This window comes from Alteromonas sp. MMG017, from assembly GCF_018100795.1.
GTDB lineage: Bacteria > Pseudomonadota > Gammaproteobacteria > Enterobacterales > Alteromonadaceae > Alteromonas.
Genome location: NZ_JAGJDY010000011.1, coordinates 24,673 through 43,919, shown reverse-complemented (window position 1 = coordinate 43,919; position 19,247 = coordinate 24,673). Strand labels below are relative to the sequence as shown.

Sequence of the window (19,247 nt, the reverse complement as noted above, 5' to 3'; positions counted from 1 at the left end):
TGAGTAAATGAGTACACTGACATCTTTGCCACAATGGCAAGCACTTAATCAAATTGCAGCGTCGATAAAAGACGCACACATGCGTGATTGGTTTATCGCCGATCCTAAACGTGCTGAAAAAATGCAGTTAGAAGCGTGCGGCATTTTTCTTGATTACTCTAAGAACCGCGTAAACGAACACGCGTTAGGTGCACTGTTTGATTTAGCCCGTGCGTGTAAGCTAGATGAAGCCCGCGACGCCATGTTTAACGGCGAGCAAATCAACAGCACTGAAGGACGAGCGGTTCTTCACACGGCACTACGTAACTTTTCTGATTCACCTGTCATGGTTGATGGCGAAGACGTTATGCCAGAAGTACGTGCCACCCTTGATAAAATTCGCGACTTCACTGCATCAGTTCACAGTGGCGAGCACAAAGGCTACACAGGCAAATCTGTGAAGCATATTGTTGCTATTGGTATTGGGGGTTCTTTCCTTGGTCCTAAGATCATGACAGAAGCACTAAAACCTCATACGGTTGAGACGGTTAAGGTTCATTTTGTCGCGAACGTTGATGGCTGCCATATTCATGATGTGTTAACTAAACTCGACCATGAAGAAACCCTTGTTGTGATGTCTTCTAAGTCATTCACTACGCAAGAAACTTTGCAGAATACGCTTTCTGCCAAGGCTTGGTTCTTGAAATCTGGCGGTACGCAAGAAGATATCGCGAAGCACTTTGTTGCCGTATCTTCAAACGTAAAAGCAGCCACTGAGTTCGGAATAGCAGAAGATAACATTTTCCCTATGTGGGATTGGGTTGGCGGTCGCTATTCGTTGTGGTCAGCAATTGGGTTACCTATTTCATTAGCTTTAGGTTTTGATAACTTTAAAGGCTTGCTTGAAGGCGCGTTCGATATGGACACCCACTTCAAAACAGCACCTTTAGAGCAAAACCTACCTGTCTTACTTGGCCTATTGGGTGTGTGGTATCGCAATTTCTTCGATGCGCAATCTCAGGTGCTATTGCCTTATTATCATTATCTTCGCGGCTTACCAGCTTACGTACAGCAGCTTGATATGGAAAGTAATGGTAAACAGGTCACTCAAGGCGGCGAAGCGGTAGATTACGCTACAGGCCCTATTATCTGGGGTAGTGAAGGCACTAACGGCCAACACAGCTTCCATCAGCTTATCCACCAAGGTTCTGGGGTTATTCCGGCCGACTTTATGTTGCCATTGAATGTGCCTAACCAAGATGACACACACCATGCGATGTTAGCATCAAACTGCTTTGGGCAAGCGCAAGCGCTTATGCAAGGCAAAACCTTTGATGAGTGTTATGCAGACTTAGAAGGTAAAGGCTTAGACGAAGCGCAGCGCACTCGTTTGGCGGCGCACAAGACCATGCCGGGTAATAAGCCTAGTAACACCTTAATGTTTGATAGCCTTACGCCTAAGACACTTGGCGCACTAGTTGCAATGTATGAACATAAGGTATTCGTTCAGGGTGTTATCTGGAACCTTAACTCATTCGACCAATGGGGCGTAGAGTTAGGAAAAGTACTGGGCAACCAAGTACTGGCAGGCATTCAGGGAAATGCGGAAGAAGAAAGTTTTGACGCATCTACCCAACAATTGATTGCCCGTTTCAGAGCAGCGAATGCACCAAAATAAGGAAGTCCGAGTGATGTAATCACTCAAATTTGGTGCAAATAATAACTGAACGGCCGGCTTACCCCCGGCCGTTTTTATTGGCAGAAAATAAGAACGTACAAGCTAATGTGCTACTAAGTATGTAACCTGCCAACTGTTTTGCTAAACACGCTGACGATATCTCCCTGTGTCATCATACTGTCACAATTTGTTAATAAAAAGTAAATTTACTTGTTTTATTTTAATTGTGGCTGTGATACAAAATTATACAGAGGGAATAAAAACAAAACTCTGTATTGTTGTAGTGGTAATAAAAAGGAGAATCCCAGTGGACAAATCAGACTTATTTGCCATGCTAGATATTGAAGCAAGCCCAGCGAAAACAAAAAGTAAAAAACGCAAGTGGAGAGAGATTGAAGCGCTTCAAGATCGCTTCAAACTGGAAAAGGAGCTCTCTGAACTCGATTGTGGTTTCGAATACGAGTTAGAAACACTGGAAAGATAATATAAAGGCCGCCTGCTAATAACAGGCGGCCTTTTTACTTTCAGGTTTCTTAACTTTCGACGCTGCATAAGTACTATGGCTGACGCTGGCTTTTAGTCACTCGCTGTGCTTTCCAGAGGCAATAACTGCCAGAGGCTGCCATACACTATACCTGCCAATGAATGGGTGAGAGCCCTTTGCTTGTTAGGTAGGCATTGGTGTCGCTAAAATGTTTGCAGCCAAAGAAGCCTCTGTAAGCTGATAATGGTGACGGATGCGGCGCATGCAGCACACAGTGCTTAGTGCGATCGATATGCTTGCCTTTTTTCTGTGCGTGACTGCCCCACAATAAAAACACCACGTTTTCTGCGTGCGTGTTAACCGCCTCTATTACCGCATCGGTATAGGTTTCCCAGCCCCACTTAGCATGACTATGCGCCTTGCCCTGCTCTACCGTTAATACCGTATTAAGCAGCAGTACGCCTTGCTTTGCCCAAGGGGTAAGGGTGCCATGATTTGGAATTGAGAAGTCGCTAATATCGTTGGCCAATTCTTTATAAATATTAACCAGCGAGGGGGGTGTTTTAATATTTGGTAAAACTGAGAAGCATAAGCCGTGGGCTTGATGTGGCCCGTGATAAGGGTCTTGCCCTAATATCACTACCTTAACCTTTTCAAGCGGTGTTATGTTCAGTGCGTTGAATACATCTTCCGAAGGCGGGTAAATAATTTTACCCGCTTCACGTTCAGATGCTACTTTTTGCATTAAGGCTTTGAAGTAAGGTTTGTCTTCTTCACCGCCCAATGCTTGTGCCCATGTGGTCACGCTTTTAGTAAATCCAACATATGCTGTTTTAAAGCATCGTAAGAGGCAGGCAAATCAACCGCCAGGCTGTCTTCACCGGCTACATCAGCTAACGGCTTAGGTAAGCTGATAGGTGTACCCAGCACGTTTTCTACCGTCTCACGGAATTTTGCAGGGTGTGCAGTTCCCAAGAATAGACCGATTTCGCCGTCTTCTAGGTCGTGGCTTACTGCACGGTAAGCAATAGCCGCATGAGGCTCACTGGTGTAGCCCAGCTGTGCTAATTGGCGCATGGCTAACTGAGTGTACTCTTCATCTACCATTTCGCCTTTTAAGCAGCTTTTATCTACATAGCCTTGCTCAATTAGGGCTTCAATGCGCGGCCAGTTGTTAGGTTGGCTAACATCCATTGCATTCGACATGGTAGCGACTGTCTTCTTCGGCGCCCACTCGCCGGTTTTTAAATAGCGAGGCACAGTATCGTTGGCGTTAGTAGCAGCGATAAAGCGTTTAATCGGCAAGCCCATTGATTTAGCAATCATACCGGCAGTTAGGTTACCAAAGTTACCACTTGGTACCGAGATAACCAGTTGGTCGCGCTTTTCTTTAGGTAGCTGACTTACCGCTTCAAAGTAATAACACACTTGAGCTAGCAAGCGACTGATATTAATTGAGTTAGCTGAGTTAAGGTGTAAACCTTCACGAATATCCGGGTCGTCGAATGAGGCCTTCACTAGCGACTGACATTCATCAAAGTCAGACTCAACGGCAACTGTGTGAATATTGCCACCAAGGGTGGTAAACAGCTTTTCTTGCAGTGCGCTAATTTTCCCTTTAGGGAACAAAATAACCACATTGATATTATCAATACCGTGGAACGCATGCGCTACCGCAGCCCCTGTATCTCCAGAGGTGGCAGTAAGAATAGTGACCGGTTTACCTTCACTAATTCTTGATAAGGTCTGCGCCATAAAGCGACCGCCAAAATCTTTAAACGCCAACGTGGGCCCGTGGAAAAGCTCCAAGGTATAAACATTGTCGCTTACTTGCTCTACCGGCGCGCCAAAGGCAAACGCAGTATTTATGATTTCTTCTAGTTCGCCATTGTTAAGCTCATCACCAATAATGGCACGAAGTACCGCTATGCTGCGCTCTGCGAACGGCATTTCAAGCAGTTCATCAATGTTTTCTAGTTTCGGAATATGAGTAGGGAAATACAAACCTTGTTGTTTACCCAACCCTCTTTTAACTGCTTCAGAGAATGAGGCAGTGTCCTGTGCATCTTTTAAATTAACCAATTCCACGTTTTAATACCTTTTTTCGTTGTGCCGTAACATCTAGCTGCTGTATCACTTCATTGAGCGATAGGGCCAACCGTGGTTCCCTGCTCAGGGATTTGGCACACATGGCTAAAGCCATCTTCATTTTGAATATAATGTTCGTCTAAATAGGCAACGATACGCTGCGCTTTTTCTTTACTGTCACACACGGCAAATACCGTTGGACCTGAACCCGAAATACCAAAGGCTAACGCGCCTTCTTGCTCGCTGAAGGCTCTTGCGTCATCGAAACCCGGTAATAGCTGTTTACGATAGGGTTCAGCAATCACATCTTTCATCACCGACGCAGCGAGCTCATTTTCACCTGCATGTAAGGCGTGTACAAACACCCCTAACTGGCGACCAAACGTTAGCGCTGTGGCCATGTCAACTTGCTTGGGTAATATGTCGCGGGCGGCCGCCGTAGATACGCTAATACCAGAATAACAAATAGCATAATACCAGTCTTTCACTAAAGGTAGCGACAAGGTAACTGGCGACGTAGCGCCTGTCATCAATGTCATACCGCCAACAAAACATGGCGCTACGTTATCGTAGTGAATACTACCGCTGATTTGCCCTTCCAATTCGCCCATCATGGTCAACAAAGTGTCTTCATCAAAGGGATAATCGAAAAAAGCATTTAGCGCAACGAAGGCAGCAACAATTGAGCTTGCGCTCGACCCCAATCCACTGCCGATAGGCAAGTTTTTAGATAAGGTCATCGCCACTGGTGTGGTGGTTTTACCCACCTTTTCCATTTGCGCACAAAAGTAGTGATAGCATTGCGTCACAATATTGCTATCGGCGTCGCCAGGCAATTTGTGTGCGAAAGGGCCAACCGTGTTTAACGAAAAGGTATCGGCACTTTCAATATCGACTTCGTCGCCTAAGCGCGTGCCATCAATAGGGGCAAGTGCGGCGCCTAGTACATCAAACCCTAAACTTACATTGCCAATAGATGCTGGCGCATATGCTCGTAATGCTTTCATAATACTTTTCTTTAATTACTCTTTTAACTTCAGTGGCTCTTTTGTTCTAAAAGCAGCGCCAATTAGTGTGCCATTTGCTTCCATGGCATAGTACGTAGTATATCTGCAAATACACCTGCAGCCGTTACCGTACCACCTGCCCCATAGCCTCGAATAACATAAGGAATAGGCTGGTAATAATCACTGTTGATGGCCAACGCGTTTTCGCCGTCTTTTACTTGCGATAATGGGTTAGACGCAGGCACTGCTTGAATAGTTACCTTGCACTTATCGCCTTCAATGCTGCCAATATAGCGAAGTACTTTTCCTTCGGCTTTTGCAGCATCTACACGCTTAGCAAATTCAGCATCAAGTTCAGGTAACTGTGTCATGAATTCATCAATGGAGCAGTCTTCGGCAAAACCTGCTGGTAATACTGATTCAATTTCAATATCAGAAAGCTCAAGATCTAAGTCTGCTTCACGGGCCATAATAAGCAGTTTACGCGCAACGTCCATACCACTTAAGTCATCACGGGGATCTGGCTCGGTATACCCATTGTCTTTAGCTGAGCCTGTAGCTTGCGACAAAGACATGCCTTCTTCTAACTTACCAAATACGTAAGATAAACTGCCTGACAATATACCTTCGAAACGATGCAATACATCACCGGCACTAAATAGCTTTTGAAGGTTATCGATAACCGGCAAGCCCGCACCTACCGTAGTTTCGTACAAGTATTGACGGTTGGTAGATAATGCCGTCTTTTTCAATTTGCGGTAGTACTCTATTGAGCTGGTGTTGGCTTTCTTGTTCGGTGTCACTACGTGAAAACCATTTTCCATCATGTCTACATATTGCTGAGCAATAGCATCGTGACTAGTGCAATCTACAATAACTGGGTTTACTAAGCTGTTATCGTTCACAAACTGCTGCAAACGTTCAACAGAAAGCCCTTCGCTGGCCGCATCTAATGCAGGTTTCCAGTCTTGGTTTAGGTCAATACCTTGGCTGTTGAGTAACAACTTACGGCTATTGGCAATACCGTACACGCGCAACTGAATATTACGATTAAGTAAAGCTGGCTGCTGTTTTGCAATTTGGCTTAATAACTCAGTTCCCACGTTGCCACACCCTACTAAAAATACATCAATGGTATGGCGATCTGAGAAAAAATTCTGATGAATAACCTTAACGGCTTTTTTAGCCCGTTTATTTTCAATAACTGTTGAAATAGAACGCTCTGAAGAGCCTTGTGCTATCGCCACGTTATTAACGCGAGCCTGCGCCAACGAGTTAAAGAAGCGCGCTGCCAAGCCTTTCGCATGACGCATACCGTCACCCACTAAGGTAACAATCGCTAAGTCGTGGCGCACTTCGATAGGATCTAACAATTGGTTTTGCAGCTCTAACGCAAACGCATCTTCTAACAAGCTTAATGCGCGATCAGCATCTTTGCTTTGAATACAGAAGCTTATTGAGTATTCAGAAGACGACTGAGTGATTAGGCTTATAGAAATATTGGCATTCGACATCACCTCAAACACACGGCTCGCCATGCCAACCATGCCTTTAAGGCCAGGGCCTGCCACGTTGAACATAGTGACATTTTCAAGTTGAGAGATGCCTTTAACCGAGGTCCATTTTTCACTGGCTTCATTACTAATTAACGTGCCAGGTGCCGCAGGATTAAGCGTATTACGAATTAGGCATGGAATGTGATGCTGTGCAATTGGCCCAATAGTTTTAGGGTGAAGTACTTTCGCACCAAAGTAAGAAAGCTCCATGGCTTCTTGATAAGTAAGCTTATCAAGAAGCACTGCGCCTTCGACCTGATTCGGATCGGCATTATAAACACCGTCTACATCAGTCCAGATTTCACAACAACTCGCGTCGATACAAGCCGCTAAGATAGCCGCTGAGTAGTCAGAACCATTACGACCCAGTGTTACTTTTTCACCGGCCTCGTTCGCAGCAACAAAACCAGGCATGACTAATAATTCACTACCATCGACAGGCACATCAGTAAAACGGGCTTTACTTAATGAAACATCGGCAATGCTGTCTAGGTACTCACCTTCTGCAAGAATGTAAGTCACAGGGTCAATGATACGGTTTTTCACGCCTTTGGCCGTTAAGATACCGCTAAATAGTGTTACCGAGATGTACTCACCAATACTTAATATACCGGCTGCAATATTGTCAGGTGCGACACCTAACAATTTAATGCCATCAAGGTGCTGATTAAGTACACGCAGTTGCGCATGAATAAAGTCGGTAACATCGGCGTGGGCGAAGCCGCTGAGCTCTTCATTTAGTGCATCAGCAATACCGGTCACGGTAGACGTCAATTTTTCAAATAGAGGGTGGAAATCTTCGCCAGCGGCTGCTTGCTCACATAAAAGTGACAATGCATTCGTCACCCCTTTAGGGGCAGAAAGTACCACTGCAGCGCCATCTGTTTGGTGGGTGGCCGTGCTAATGTCGTTCACGCGCAAGTAGCGCGGTGCGTCGGCAAGTGATGAGCCCCCAAACTTTAAGACTTTCATGTGCTGCTCCTATATCGGTTACGCCAGGTTACTGCTTTTAACGGTTACTATGACGTGAGTAAAAAAAAGCCCGCTCTCTGTGAGGGCGGGCTTTCGTTGTCTTATGCTTACTTGCACTAGCCAGCGACCGCCCGTTTTAAGGTGGTAATCATAATGCCGGTGGTGCCAATAAGAAGAATCGTTTTCATAGGGTCAATTTGCCGTATAGACGTCTATCTGTCAACCGCAGTTTTCACCATACTGTATTGCAAAAAGTGAAACACAAACCATTTCACGTTTCGATTTCAGCGATAATCCATTATAAGTGGCAGATAATATAGCGAAACCCACTATTCATCATCAATTAACTTCGCCGATAAAAAATCAACTAACAAGCGTATTTTTGGCACTAAATGCCTATTTGATGGGAACAATGCCCATACCGCCTCTCGCTTGTCTCGATAGGGCGATAGCACTTCAATTAACTTGCCTGTTGCTAGCGAGTCACGCACATAAAAACCAGGCAGTTGTACTAAGCCCAGCCCGGCTAAGGCAGCATGATGTAGCGCATTACCACTGTTATATTTCACTCGCCCCTTTACCCGTACTGTCTGCACTTGCCCATTATAATGAAAGCGCCAATGAGGCTGTGAACCTACTAAGCACTGATGTTCGCTTAGCTTGTCGGTACTCTTCGGTGCAGGAAAAGCATGTAAATATTCAGGGCTGGCGCAAACATATAGCTGCCGAGTAGCCAGCTTTTTGGCCACCATTGTCGAGTCTTCTAAATTGCCAATGCGAATAGCAAGGTCAAAGCCCTCGTCGATAATATCCATAGTGTCGTTAGTAAAACGGCACTCTACTTCTATGCCTTCGTATTTTTTTAAGAATTGATTAATTAGCGGCGCAATGAAGGCCTCGCCAAAGGCGACGGGCACAGTAAGCTTAATCAGTCCTTGGGGCACTTTCTGAAGTTGGCTCACGTTCAGTTCAGCATCTTCTAAAGCTTTCAGTGCGGGTTGGCATTGCTCAAAATAAATATGCCCAGCTTGGGTTAAAGACACACTTCGAGTAGTGCGGTTAAATAACTTCACCCCCAAACGCTTTTCCACGTTGGCGACTTTTCTACTGATTTGCGCACCAGACGTGTCTAACTTAGCCGCTGCGGCAGTAAAACTGCCGGTACTAGCCACAGCGCAAAATTCAACAATACCTTCCCACGACATGGCGTTAACCTTTATTGACTCTAGCGTTTCTAGCTTGGCGCTATGGTTAGTAAAAAATATCAGAAGACCCATTTAGCTAATCATTAAACACCAACAAACTATTACACTCAAGTAATAATGAATTACCAAATCTGTATTTATAAAACCAGACCTCAGGTCTATAATCTATCTCATAACGTAGACATTACAGGTAGCGGCATCGTGCTGTTTACCCACGCTGTATTATATTAGGAGCATGCCATGACATTAGCATTGAAAGAAGGTCAGACTCATATTAAGTCTAAAGCAGCTGTTGCTTGGGGCCCAGGTGAAGCATTAAAAATGGAAGAGCTAGACGTAGAGCTTCCAAAGAAAGGCGAAGTGCTAGTACGTATTGTTGCCACTGGCGTGTGTCATACCGATGCATTTACCCTTTCAGGTGACGATCCAGAAGGTGTTTTCCCCTCAGTACTTGGCCACGAAGGTGGCGGTATTGTTGAAATGGTTGGTGAAGGCGTGACTTCTGTTGAAGTCGGCGACCATGTTATTCCTTTATACACAGCAGAATGCGGTGTATGTAAATTCTGTACGTCTGGCAAAACTAACTTATGCCAAGCAGTACGTGAAACCCAAGGTAAAGGCTTAATGCCAGACGGTACCAGCCGTTTCTCGAAAGACGGTGAGCCAATTTATCATTACATGGGTTGTTCTACCTTCTCTGAGTACACTGTTTTACCTGAAATTTCATTGGCGAAAGTAAATAAATCAGCGCCCCTTGAAGAAGTCTGCTTGTTAGGCTGCGGTGTTACTACCGGTATGGGCGCAGTACTTAATACTGCAAAAGTGAAAGAAGGCGATACCGTTGCTATCTTCGGTTTAGGTGGCATTGGGCTTTCAGCCATTATTGGTGCCCGTATGGCTGGCGCTAGCCGCATTATTGGTATTGATATTAACGAAAGTAAGTTTGACTTAGCCAAACAACTTGGCGCGACTGACGTTATAAACCCTAAAAATTTCGACAAGCCTATTCAGGAAGTCATTGTTGAAATGACTGACGGCGGTGTTGATTTCTCATTTGAGTGTATTGGTAATGTGAACGTAATGCGTTCGGCGTTAGAGTGCTGCCATAAAGGTTGGGGCGAATCGGTGATTATCGGTGTTGCCGGTGCGGGTCAGGAAATCTCTACTCGCCCATTCCAGCTTGTAACTGGCCGAGTATGGCGTGGTTCAGCGTTCGGCGGTGTTAAAGGTCGTTCTGAGCTACCAGGCATTGTTGAGCGTTATCTAGATGGCGAATTTGGATTGCAAGAATTCATCACCCACACCATGGGGCTTGATGAAATTAACGATGCATTCGATTTAATGCACAAAGGTGAAAGTATTCGCTCTGTTGTTCATATGAATAAATAGCACGTAGCTGTCACCATGACCGTTAAGTGGAAAAAAGCCTGCATTGAGTAACTCATGCGGGCTCTTTTGTGTTTATAGCCACCCCAATTCTAGCGCTTTAAGTACGGCTCTGGTTCTGTCTCGCACCCCCATTTTCGCCATAATCGCAGACACTTGATTTTTAACTGTACCGGTTGATTTGAACATCGCTTCAGATATTTCTTTATTGCTGTAACCGGCGGCAACTAAGCGTAGAATTTCTATTTCTTTAGGACTTAGGGTTTCTGGCTGCTCAAACGACTCGAAATTAACCTCTAGCCCTTGCAAGCCTTTGAGTACTTTCTCTGTCACGCTTGGTTGAATCAGCGTTTCTCCCGCAACGACGGATTTAATAGCGTTAACCAGGGTCTCAAGTGACACATCTTTAAGTAAATACCCCTTCGCTCCCGACTGCATCGCTTGGGTAACCAGTTCATGATCGTCAAATGTGGTCAGCATGATAACGGGGATATCAAGGTTAAGATTACGCATAGCACGTAAAGCATCAATACCTGTCATTTCAGGCATACGAATATCCATCAACACTATATCTGCGCTATTTGCGTTAAGTGTATCAATAACATGAGCGCCGTCATCACACTCGGCTACCACGTCAACGCTGCTATCAAGTGCTAACAACGACCGAATGCCTTGGCGCACTAACATTTGATCTTCTACTAACACAACCCGAATACTCATGAATGCTCCGGCAATAAAATATCAATGAGAAAACCTTGGCTATTAAAACCATATTTCATCACTCCGCCTGATTGCACTACGCGCTCGGCCATACCTGTTAACCCATTACCCTGCTTTATGGTTTTCTCTGTCACTGATTGTTCGTCTTGTAGTGTCAATAGATAGCTATTTTTGTGCTTAGATAAACTGACATAAAATTGCGCTGATTGAGAGTGCTTAATAGTATTGGTTAGGCTTTCTTGAACGCACCGAAGTAAAATATCTGCGGTTCTAACATCTTCCACTTTAACGTTATCTGCAATAGATAATTGCAAGCGTGGCCGAGGCAGGCCGTTAAACAAAGCGCTAACTGCTTGTTGCCAATCCAACGCGGCGTTTTCACGAATTTCAGAAACGGCTTCTCTTACATCAGAAAGCAATAGCTTTGCTAAGCTATGACACTGATCTACATGTGCCTTTACCTCATCTTGACCAGCGCCTTTGGCTTTTAGGGAAGCCACCTGCAAATTAATAGTAAGTGCGGTTAAGTGATGGCCTAACACGTCGTGGATATTTCTAGCAATTCTCAGCCTTTCATCTTGCTGCCCGGCTTGTCGAACAAGTTGCTGAGTACTCGTTAGTTGACGGTTCAGTTCGTCAGATTTTTCTCGCGCTAATTTTTCGTTAATGGCAACATTTGACATCATCATGGCGAAAAAATTAAACGTCCAAAATAGAGCAGCTAAAAGCCATGCGTCGCTATCTTGCCAGTAAAAGGTGTGAATGAGCCCTAGGGGTAAAGCTGCCAATACAGACACTGGCAAGCATTTTCTCCATGCTAAATAGTAAGGCAATAATGCCGACCATATCACCAGGAAAATAGCGAGATAGGTGTACGGCTGTAAAAACAGGCTTGCCACTGCCAGTAAATACATTGTGACCAACAGTGGAATTCGCCATTGAGGAAGTGACATATCACGCCGTGTCACGACACTAAAACACAGCGCTATTCCCACCACTACACTACTCGTTAGCCAAGGTCTAATTGATGAGGCACCGTAGTATGAAAAAGAATAATAGAGTGCAGAGCTGCTTACGAACACCCACGTTATGAATGCACTTATTCGCTCTAAATTAAAAAAGTTTAGTATTTTCATGCGCCTATTATTAACGTAAGCGGGAATAAATACATAGGCCAAAAGTCATTTTTTATCTTGTGACTTTCAGCACTAATACTCAAAAGAAGTTATTGGCAAACTGACTACATCAAACGTTTAAGGTGTAAGTCATGCAAAACATTCACAGTGCTATCGTTATATTTCACATTATTTGCGGTGCAATTTCACTGCTACTCTTTTGGGGCCCCTGCCTCAGTAAAAAAGGCGGAAAATATCATAACAAGATAGGTAATATTTATTTGGCTACGATGACACTGACATCCGTCAGTGGTGTAGTTAGCTCGTCATTAGTACTGCTAGCGCCGCTTCTTATCTTCCCGACTATGCCAGCACATTTTGAATCTGTAGCGTATTTTCTTGCTTACCTTCAGGGCCAATACATATTTTTACTGATGCTAAGCCTGCTGGTTTGGAACAACGTTCGGCACGCAAAACGGGTGCTTGAAGTCAAAGCGAACCGTGCTGAACTTCGTAAGGTTCAATATCTATGGCTTCCCACCGCACTATTTGTTGTAGCCAGTATCGCCTTGTACCAAGGCATAAAATACAATATTACTTTGACGCAAATTTTTGCCCCCCTTGCTCTTTTTAACTGTATTGGTATTGCCCGTTATGCATTTAAAAAAGACATTGCCAAAGGAGAGTGGGTTATTCAACACATAGGGCATATTATTGGTTCAGGTATTGGAGCATACACAGCATTTTTCGCCTTCGGTGGCCGTTCACTATTTCAGCACGCGGTCTTTGAAAACCTCCCCTTACTTCAAATAGGAAGCTGGGTATTACCAAGTTTAATCGGCGTCCCTTTTATTGTTTGGCTAAGTAGGAAGTATTTTACGTTGTTTAATCCAGTGGTTTCTTCAACTTCGTTAACAAAAGATGTATAACAAAGAGAGTGAACTTGCGAACAACCCAAATAACGTATTAGTGTATACCTTTGACAAAGAGAGTGTCTAACATTGTGAAAAAAGAGATAAAGGTATTAGCCGTTTTGGCATCAGTTTTATCTATCGCTTTTACCCTAAATAATGCATTTGCGACCTCAACAGCTAAAAGCACAGAGCCTAATAACGCAAGTGCAACAACTGGCGCAGAAACCAAAACAAGCTCTGACACTACGCCTAACATTGAAATCACTCTCGACTCGTTAACCAATTACCAAGTCAATAACGACCACATGGTAAGCTCTGGCTTGCCATCGGCTGCACACTTACAATTATTAAAAGACGAAGGCGTAAATCGGGTTATCGATTTAATACCCGGCGATAGACTGCAAGAACAGCAAGTGGTCCAGGGGTTATCGCTTAACTATCACAATGTTCAGGTTGAGTGGGAAAACCCCACCCTAGCCAACTTCAACGATTATGTAGGCTACATGGCGCTAGGAAGTTCAAATGGCGATAAAGTGCTTACACATTGTAAATTGAATTGGCGGGGCGCTGTCTTTACCTATCTTTATAGTATTACAGTACTTGGTGTATCAGAACTATCTGCCAAGCAAGACCTACTGGCAATTTGGCAACCTAATCAGACATGGTTTGCGTTTATGAATACGGTTATCGACGACTTTAATGCCGAAAATAACGCACGCATTGTCACTACCGTAACCCCACAGATAGAACCCGCCCCCCCAGTAACCTGAATTTAATATTCCTTGTCTCATAAAATTTATACGGCTACTCGCTATTGTTTAGCGACTGTTCGTTTAGTAGCGAGGCACTTAGCACTTTAAGTGCTTTCCCACTGTGTACTAGCACGTATGGTGGGTGACTCATTTTTGCGTTTGACACATACGAAATTTCATATACGATATAAGACATATATGATTTAACGTATTTGATATAAGTAATGACTGCATCAGTATCTCCAACATGTGTTTCACTTTCACCGCTTTCATTATTTAAATGTCTAGCGGAAGAAACTCGGCTAAAAACCTTATTAATGCTTTGTGCGAAAGATGAACTTTGCGTATGCGATCTCACCGAAGCGCTTAATCTTAGCCAACCTAAAATTTCTCGTCACCTAGCGGATTTACGCAAGTGCGAGCTAGTGGCTGACGAACGCCGTGGTAAGTGGGTTTATTATCGTTTAAATCCAGCCCTTCCAGCATGGGCAAAAGAGGTTCTTCATTTATCGGCCACCAGCAATGCTGATTACATCAAAGACGCATTGAATAACCTTAAATGTGACTCGGGCTGTTAAGCGACCTTCCTACTTTATTCAAATATGTGACATAAAACACCAGGATTTTTGTAATGAAAATATTGTATATCTGCACGCACAACCGTTGCCGTAGCATCCTTTGCGAAGCCATTACTAATGCTTCAAACAATGCATCTTTAGAAGCGCGCAGTGCGGGAAGCCAACCTGTGGGTGAAGTCCATCCTTTGTCAGTAAAGTACCTAGCCGAGCGAGGCTATAGTACTGATGGGCTTAAAAGCCAGTCTTGGGATGACTTTGAAGACTACCAACCTGACATCGTTATTACTGTATGTGATTCTGCAGCCGGTGAAGCCTGCCCTGTATACTTCGGCAATTCGCTAAAGCTACACTGGGGCCTTGAAGATCCATCAAAAATAGAAGGTAGTGAAGCAGAGAAAGCTCAAGCGTTTTATAACACCATCGATATTATCGAGAAACGCGTTGACGCACTTAGTGATATCGTTTCTCGCAAAATGCCCATGATAGACGTTAAAAAAGCCCTGCAAGAAAAAGGAGCGCAATAATGTCTGAACAAGCATCACCATCCAGCAATTTAGTGACAAGCATTGCGCCTGCACCAAGTGCTGAAGATTTCGCAAAAACGTACTCTGAACACAAGCCGCGCATATTATTACTTTACGGATCGTTACGAGCGCGTTCTTACAGCCGACTCGTGATTGAAGAAAGCGCTAGACTGCTTGAATACTATGGCTGTGAAGCCAAAATTTTCGATCCAACAGGCTTACCTCAGCCGGATACCGAAGATGAAACCCACCCCAAGGTAAAAGAGCTTCGTGAATTAATGATGTGGTCTGAAGGGCAAATTTGGTGCTCTCCTGAGCGTCACGGCAGCATGACTGGCATTATTAAAAGTATTATCGATTGGGTGCCATTAAGTATTGGCGCAGTTCGTCCAACTCAAGGCAAGACGCTAGCGGTAATGCAAGTAAGCGGTGGTTCCCAGTCGTTTAACGCAGTGAACCAAATGCGAGTGCTTGGTCGGTGGATGCGCATGTTGACCATTCCAAATCAGTCGTCAGTAGCAAAAGCCTTTTTAGAATTTGAAGACAATGGCCGCATGAAGCCGTCTTCTTATTACAACCGCATTGTTGATGTGGTAGAGGAACTGGTGAAATTTACCCTGCTGACTCGCGACAACAAAGATCATCTTGTTAATCGCTATTCTGAGCGTGTTGAAAGCGCAGAGGAATTAAGCAAGCGAGTTAACCAAAAAACGATTTAGTCGACGCGATACTAGTTATCACTATAAACACGAAAGACATTAAAACCATTAAGGACGCTGTCTCATGGGATTTTTTGAACGATACCTCTCTGTATGGGTAGGGCTTTGTATTGTTGCTGGCGTAACCGTCGGGAGCCTTTTCCCTGACTTTTTTGCGCTTATTGCAAGCCTTGAATACGCCCATGTAAATTTAGTCATTGCGGTACTGATTTGGCTCATGATTTATCCCATGATGATTCAAATCGATTTTTCATCTATCAAAGATGTCGGTAAAAAGCCCAAAGGGCTAGTGCTAACCTTAATAGTAAACTGGCTTATCAAACCTTTCACTATGGCACTGCTTGGTTGGTTATTCTTTAAAGGCATTTTTGCCGACTGGGTAGACCCACAAACGGCTACAGAATATATCGCGGGTATGATTTTACTTGGCGTAGCGCCTTGTACGGCCATGGTTTTTGTATGGAGTCATTTAACTAAGGGCGATGCCAACTACACCTTGGTACAGGTCTCTATTAATGACTTAATCATGATCATCTTGTTTGCCCCTATTACCGCGATGCTTCTAGGTGTTACTGACATTACAGTACCTTGGGATACCTTACTTCTCTCGGTTGTCCTTTACGTAGTACTGCCTTTAATTGCAGGGGTTGTGACCCGTAAAAAGATTGAGAAAAAAGGCGAGCAAGCCGTTACCGCAATTATCGAACGCTTAAAGCCATTCTCGGTACTTGGGCTGTTAATTACCATTGTATTGCTGTTTGGCTTTCAAGCAGAAACAATATTAGCCCAACCTCAAGATATAGTGCTTATCGCGATTCCGCTTCTTATTCAAACCTACGGAATTTTTGCGGTAGCGTATTTTGCGGCGAAAAAAATGAAACTACCTCATAATGTAGCCGCGCCCGCTTGTATGATTGGTACGTCTAACTTTTTCGAACTGGCCGTGGCCGTTGCCATTTCATTATTTGGCTTACACAGTGGTGCCGCGTTGGCGACTGTAGTTGGTGTGTTGGTTGAAGTGCCTGTAATGTTGTCGCTGGTTTGGTTTGCCAATAGAACCCGCCACTGGTTCGATTAAAGCTCATATCAGTTTGCGCTAGAAAGATTAAAAGCAAAAAGGAGCTCATTGAGCTCCTTTTTTAATGTTCTTTATTTTTAGCTTTTCTTTATTACGTATTCTTTAGCACGCCATGGTTTCTGGCAGAATAAACCCGTAGCGTTTTAAAGTAGTCTCTAAAGGCAGTCGTTTAAGCGGCTTTTCAATAAACGCTAGCGCACCTAGCTCCATCACGCGATTTTGCATGACCGGCTGAATATCGCCTGAAATCACTACAACAAATACTTCAATTTTACGGCGCTTTATTTCTTCAAGCACGCCTACCCCGTCGAGTATCGGCATGGTTAAATCTAGCAGCACTAAGTCGATGCGATGATGCCCCATTATTTCGAGCGCATCCACACCATTAGATGCTTCATAAATTTCACTCGCTAATCCATCGGGCAAGTTACGGCGCGCCATTTTTCTCGCTAGCGCCGAATCATCACAAATCAGAATGTTGAAGCTCATGGTCTACTCTTAGTAATCTAGAAGTACTTATATCGCCACATAGAATTGGTAGCAGCGAAAGTATTGTCGAATACGTGGATGAAGAAAGTAAGGTCAAGACTATATTAAACGAAAGTATAAAAAAACACTTTTAGGCTAATTTTCCAGTAGCTTATCGAAAATTTTTGTTACTTTAGTAAAGTACATGCAGCCAAACTTAAAAATAAAACTCACTGCGCTGCATGGAAAATCACTTATTGTTAAAGGCTAAATTATGCTGGATGTCACCCTTTCTAAAAAAGTTGCTTATCAAATTCTTTCTCATTTTGATAAAAGCTACCGCTGGTTTACTCGAATTACGAGAGGTGCCCAATCGCGGTTTGAACAAGGCCAATGGAAAGAAATTCAGTTAGCGTCAAAAGAGCGTATTACTATTTACGAACAAAGCCTTTCAGATGCCGTTGCCGATGTTTACCATTTAACTGAAGTACACAAAAAAAATGACGAATTTTGGCAAGACCTAAAGAAGACCTTCGCACGACAACTTGAAGGCCACCCGCAATTTGAGCTAGCCGAAACCTTTTACAATTCTGTGATTGGACGTTTATTCAAGCACCGCAAAATAGACAACAGCATGATGTTTGTATTGCCAAGTCGCTGCTTTTTACCCGGCCAAGACCGAGATAAAGTCATTCACAGCTTCGACACCACTACCACGGTACGTGAGATGTACGTGTCTATTTTCAAAATCTATCGCTACGGCATCCCTTTTGAAGACTACGAACGTGACATGCAAAACCTTGAAGAAGCACTTAGAAAGCGATTAACCACACAGCAATTGGCCAGCGTTCATACCGTCGAACTTCTAAAGCCCACGTTTTTTAGAGGAAAATCAGCGTATCTTATTGGCAGAATATGCATGCCAGAAGAAACCCTTCCTTTTGTTATCTCATTGCAACGTAGTGATGAGCATACCTTGTTTGTAGACGCATTGCTTACACACAGAAGTGATTTAAGCGTTATCTTCGGTTTTGCCAGAAGTTACTTCATGGCTGATACCCAAAACCCAGCAGAAGTGGCTGCGTTTCTGCAAGAACTCCTACCCAATAAAAAACACTTTGAGCTTTACATGGCACTGGGCCATTACAAGCACGGGAAAACAGTGTTTTATCGTAACTTCCTCGATCATATGGATACCACTAACGATCACTTCGAGGCCGCGCCTGGTATTAGAGGATTGGTAATGATGGTTTTCCACCTGCCCTCTTACGGTGTGGTGTTTAAAATCATCAAAGATGAGTTTGCTGAAAGTAAGAAAATTACTCGTGAGCATGTTAAAGACTGCTACCGGTTAGTAAAAATGTCAGATCGTGTCGGCCGCATGGCAGACACCCATGAATACGTTAACTTTCGCTTTCCTCTGTCTCGTATCGACCCATTACTCATTGATGAGTTAAAGGAAACCTGCGCCTCTAGCCTAGAATTTACTGAAGACGAACTGGTCATAAGGCATTTATACATAGAACGCAAAATGACGCCGCTTAACTTGTACCTTCAACAAGAAGAAGATGAAGATAAAGTGCGCAGTGCATTAAACGAATTAGGGCTATGTATTAAACAAATAGCCATGGCGAATATTTTCCCTGGCGACATGCTGCATAAAAATTTCGGTATTACGCGACATGGCAGAGTTATCTTTTACGACTATGATGAAATATGTTTAATGAACGAACGTCATTTTAGGGCGCTACCCAAATCAGATGACCCTTACGCGATGGACATGTTGTCGGTTGGGCCAACCGATGTTTTCCCTGAGCAGTTTGAGCACTTTATTGTTGGAAAACGGATACTTAAGGATATTTTAAAGTCGTTACATGGTGACCTAATGACCCCTGAATACTGGCATGAAGTACAGATGAAATGTGCCCGTGGGGACATTCAACATTTTACGCCATACAACGCAAATGTCCGTTTTAATAGGGGTGCTGATAGCATCTCAAAGTGATCGCAACACGATAGATTGT

At 43.9% G+C, this 19,247-nt stretch carries 18 protein-coding genes; 10 read left to right on the top strand and 8 right to left on the bottom strand.

Features of this window, described 5'->3' with window-relative positions; genetic code table 11:
* Positions 1-7: 7 nt before the first annotated feature.
* Together pgi and J8L84_RS16465 are read left to right on the top strand one after the other, a co-directional pair.
* Positions 8-1,657 carry a glucose-6-phosphate isomerase gene (gene pgi / locus J8L84_RS16470; RefSeq protein ID WP_211071646.1) on the top strand — a complete coding sequence of 550 codons (1,650 nt, stop codon included), beginning with the start codon at positions 8-10 and terminating at the stop codon, positions 1,655-1,657.
* A 307-nt stretch (positions 1,658-1,964) separates the two neighbouring features.
* On the top strand, positions 1,965-2,141 hold the full coding sequence (locus J8L84_RS16465; RefSeq protein ID WP_013782890.1) for a DUF3545 family protein: 177 nt from the start codon (positions 1,965-1,967) through the stop codon (positions 2,139-2,141).
* A gap of 145 nt (positions 2,142-2,286) precedes the next feature.
* Here the strand turns inward: J8L84_RS16465 and ung are convergent, their stop codons facing one another.
* From ung to J8L84_RS16440, 5 genes are all read right to left on the bottom strand, one after another.
* Complete coding sequence (gene ung, locus J8L84_RS16460; protein WP_211071645.1) at positions 2,287-2,946, bottom strand: uracil-DNA glycosylase; 660 nt, start codon at positions 2,944-2,946, stop codon at positions 2,287-2,289.
* Positions 2,943-4,229, bottom strand: coding sequence for a threonine synthase (gene thrC / locus J8L84_RS16455; RefSeq protein ID WP_211071644.1), 1,287 nt, complete (start codon positions 4,227-4,229; stop codon positions 2,943-2,945). Before thrC ends, ung begins: the two co-directional genes overlap by 4 nt.
* A 50-nt stretch (positions 4,230-4,279) precedes the next feature.
* On the bottom strand, positions 4,280-5,236 hold the full coding sequence (gene thrB / locus J8L84_RS16450; protein WP_211071643.1) for a homoserine kinase: 957 nt from the start codon (positions 5,234-5,236) through the stop codon (positions 4,280-4,282).
* 62 nt (positions 5,237-5,298) lie between these two features.
* The gene (gene thrA, locus J8L84_RS16445) at positions 5,299-7,764 is read right to left on the bottom strand and encodes a bifunctional aspartate kinase/homoserine dehydrogenase I (RefSeq protein ID WP_211071642.1); all 2,466 of its coding nucleotides are present in this window, start codon (positions 7,762-7,764) and stop codon (positions 5,299-5,301) included.
* A 329-nt stretch (positions 7,765-8,093) separates the two neighbouring features.
* Positions 8,094-8,969 (bottom strand): LysR substrate-binding domain-containing protein, encoded by an 876-nt coding sequence (locus J8L84_RS16440; protein WP_211071727.1) that lies wholly within the window; start codon positions 8,967-8,969, stop codon positions 8,094-8,096.
* 240 nt (positions 8,970-9,209) lie between these two features.
* On the opposite strand from J8L84_RS16440, the gene J8L84_RS16435 reads away from it, so the two are divergent.
* Positions 9,210-10,358, top strand: coding sequence for an S-(hydroxymethyl)glutathione dehydrogenase/class III alcohol dehydrogenase (locus tag J8L84_RS16435; RefSeq protein WP_057789854.1), 1,149 nt, complete (start codon positions 9,210-9,212; stop codon positions 10,356-10,358).
* A 72-nt stretch (positions 10,359-10,430) separates the two neighbouring features.
* Here the strand turns inward: J8L84_RS16435 and J8L84_RS16430 are convergent, their stop codons facing one another.
* Entirely contained in the window at positions 10,431-11,075 is a 645-nt protein-coding gene (locus J8L84_RS16430; protein WP_211071641.1) for a response regulator transcription factor, read from the bottom strand.
* Positions 11,072-12,211, bottom strand: a complete 1,140-nt coding sequence (locus J8L84_RS16425) for a histidine kinase (protein ID WP_211071640.1) — start codon at positions 12,209-12,211, stop codon at positions 11,072-11,074. The genes J8L84_RS16430 and J8L84_RS16425 overlap by 4 nt, the downstream gene beginning before the upstream one ends.
* Before the next feature lie 131 nt (positions 12,212-12,342).
* On the opposite strand from J8L84_RS16425, the gene J8L84_RS16420 reads away from it, so the two are divergent.
* The 6 genes from J8L84_RS16420 (at position 12,343) to arsB (ending at position 16,755) form a co-directional block, all read left to right on the top strand.
* A complete protein-coding gene (locus J8L84_RS16420; RefSeq protein ID WP_211071639.1) occupies positions 12,343-13,119 on the top strand; it encodes a hypothetical protein in 777 nt (258 codons plus the stop codon).
* A 74-nt stretch (positions 13,120-13,193) separates the two neighbouring features.
* On the top strand, positions 13,194-13,874 hold the full coding sequence (locus J8L84_RS16415; RefSeq protein ID WP_211071638.1) for a protein tyrosine phosphatase family protein: 681 nt from the start codon (positions 13,194-13,196) through the stop codon (positions 13,872-13,874).
* A gap of 206 nt (positions 13,875-14,080) precedes the next feature.
* Complete coding sequence (locus tag J8L84_RS16410) at positions 14,081-14,434, top strand: metalloregulator ArsR/SmtB family transcription factor (RefSeq protein WP_211071637.1); 354 nt, start codon at positions 14,081-14,083, stop codon at positions 14,432-14,434.
* A 53-nt stretch (positions 14,435-14,487) separates the two neighbouring features.
* A complete protein-coding gene (locus J8L84_RS16405) occupies positions 14,488-14,958 on the top strand; it encodes an arsenate reductase ArsC (RefSeq protein ID WP_211071636.1) in 471 nt (156 codons plus the stop codon).
* The gene (gene arsH, locus J8L84_RS16400; RefSeq protein WP_211071635.1) at positions 14,958-15,677 is read left to right on the top strand and encodes an arsenical resistance protein ArsH; all 720 of its coding nucleotides are present in this window, start codon (positions 14,958-14,960) and stop codon (positions 15,675-15,677) included. Before J8L84_RS16405 ends, arsH begins: the two co-directional genes overlap by 1 nt.
* Positions 15,678-15,741: 64 nt before the next feature.
* Entirely contained in the window at positions 15,742-16,755 is a 1,014-nt protein-coding gene (gene arsB, locus J8L84_RS16395) for an ACR3 family arsenite efflux transporter (RefSeq protein WP_211071634.1), read from the top strand.
* Between the two features lie 102 nt (positions 16,756-16,857).
* Here the strand turns inward: arsB and J8L84_RS16390 are convergent, their stop codons facing one another.
* On the bottom strand, positions 16,858-17,244 hold the full coding sequence (locus J8L84_RS16390) for a response regulator (protein ID WP_013782875.1): 387 nt from the start codon (positions 17,242-17,244) through the stop codon (positions 16,858-16,860).
* Between the two features lie 253 nt (positions 17,245-17,497).
* Between J8L84_RS16390 and aceK the strand changes: the two genes are divergently transcribed.
* Positions 17,498-19,228, top strand: a complete 1,731-nt coding sequence (aceK, locus tag J8L84_RS16385; RefSeq protein ID WP_211071633.1) for a bifunctional isocitrate dehydrogenase kinase/phosphatase — start codon at positions 17,498-17,500, stop codon at positions 19,226-19,228.
* The last annotated feature ends 19 nt before the right edge of the window (positions 19,229-19,247 follow it).

Coding starts and splice junctions, on each gene's coding strand:
- thrA (WP_211071642.1), bottom strand. CDS start 7,764: ATGAAAGTCTTAAAGTTTGGGGGCTCATCACTTGCCGACGCACCGCGC.
- pgi (WP_211071646.1), top strand. CDS start 8: ATGAGTACACTGACATCTTTGCCACAATGGCAAGCACTTAATCAAATT.
- J8L84_RS16390 (WP_013782875.1), bottom strand. CDS start 17,244: ATGAGCTTCAACATTCTGATTTGTGATGATTCGGCGCTAGCGAGAAAA.
- arsB (WP_211071634.1), top strand. CDS start 15,742: ATGGGATTTTTTGAACGATACCTCTCTGTATGGGTAGGGCTTTGTATT.
- J8L84_RS16440 (WP_211071727.1), bottom strand. CDS start 8,969: ATGTCGTGGGAAGGTATTGTTGAATTTTGCGCTGTGGCTAGTACCGGC.
- J8L84_RS16405 (WP_211071636.1), top strand. CDS start 14,488: ATGAAAATATTGTATATCTGCACGCACAACCGTTGCCGTAGCATCCTT.
- J8L84_RS16430 (WP_211071641.1), bottom strand. CDS start 11,075: ATGAGTATTCGGGTTGTGTTAGTAGAAGATCAAATGTTAGTGCGCCAA.
- J8L84_RS16435 (WP_057789854.1), top strand. CDS start 9,210: ATGACATTAGCATTGAAAGAAGGTCAGACTCATATTAAGTCTAAAGCA.
- J8L84_RS16425 (WP_211071640.1), bottom strand. CDS start 12,211: ATGAAAATACTAAACTTTTTTAATTTAGAGCGAATAAGTGCATTCATA.
- J8L84_RS16410 (WP_211071637.1), top strand. CDS start 14,081: ATGACTGCATCAGTATCTCCAACATGTGTTTCACTTTCACCGCTTTCA.
- aceK (WP_211071633.1), top strand. CDS start 17,498: ATGCTGGATGTCACCCTTTCTAAAAAAGTTGCTTATCAAATTCTTTCT.
- thrB (WP_211071643.1), bottom strand. CDS start 5,236: ATGAAAGCATTACGAGCATATGCGCCAGCATCTATTGGCAATGTAAGT.
- arsH (WP_211071635.1), top strand. CDS start 14,958: ATGTCTGAACAAGCATCACCATCCAGCAATTTAGTGACAAGCATTGCG.
- J8L84_RS16420 (WP_211071639.1), top strand. CDS start 12,343: ATGCAAAACATTCACAGTGCTATCGTTATATTTCACATTATTTGCGGT.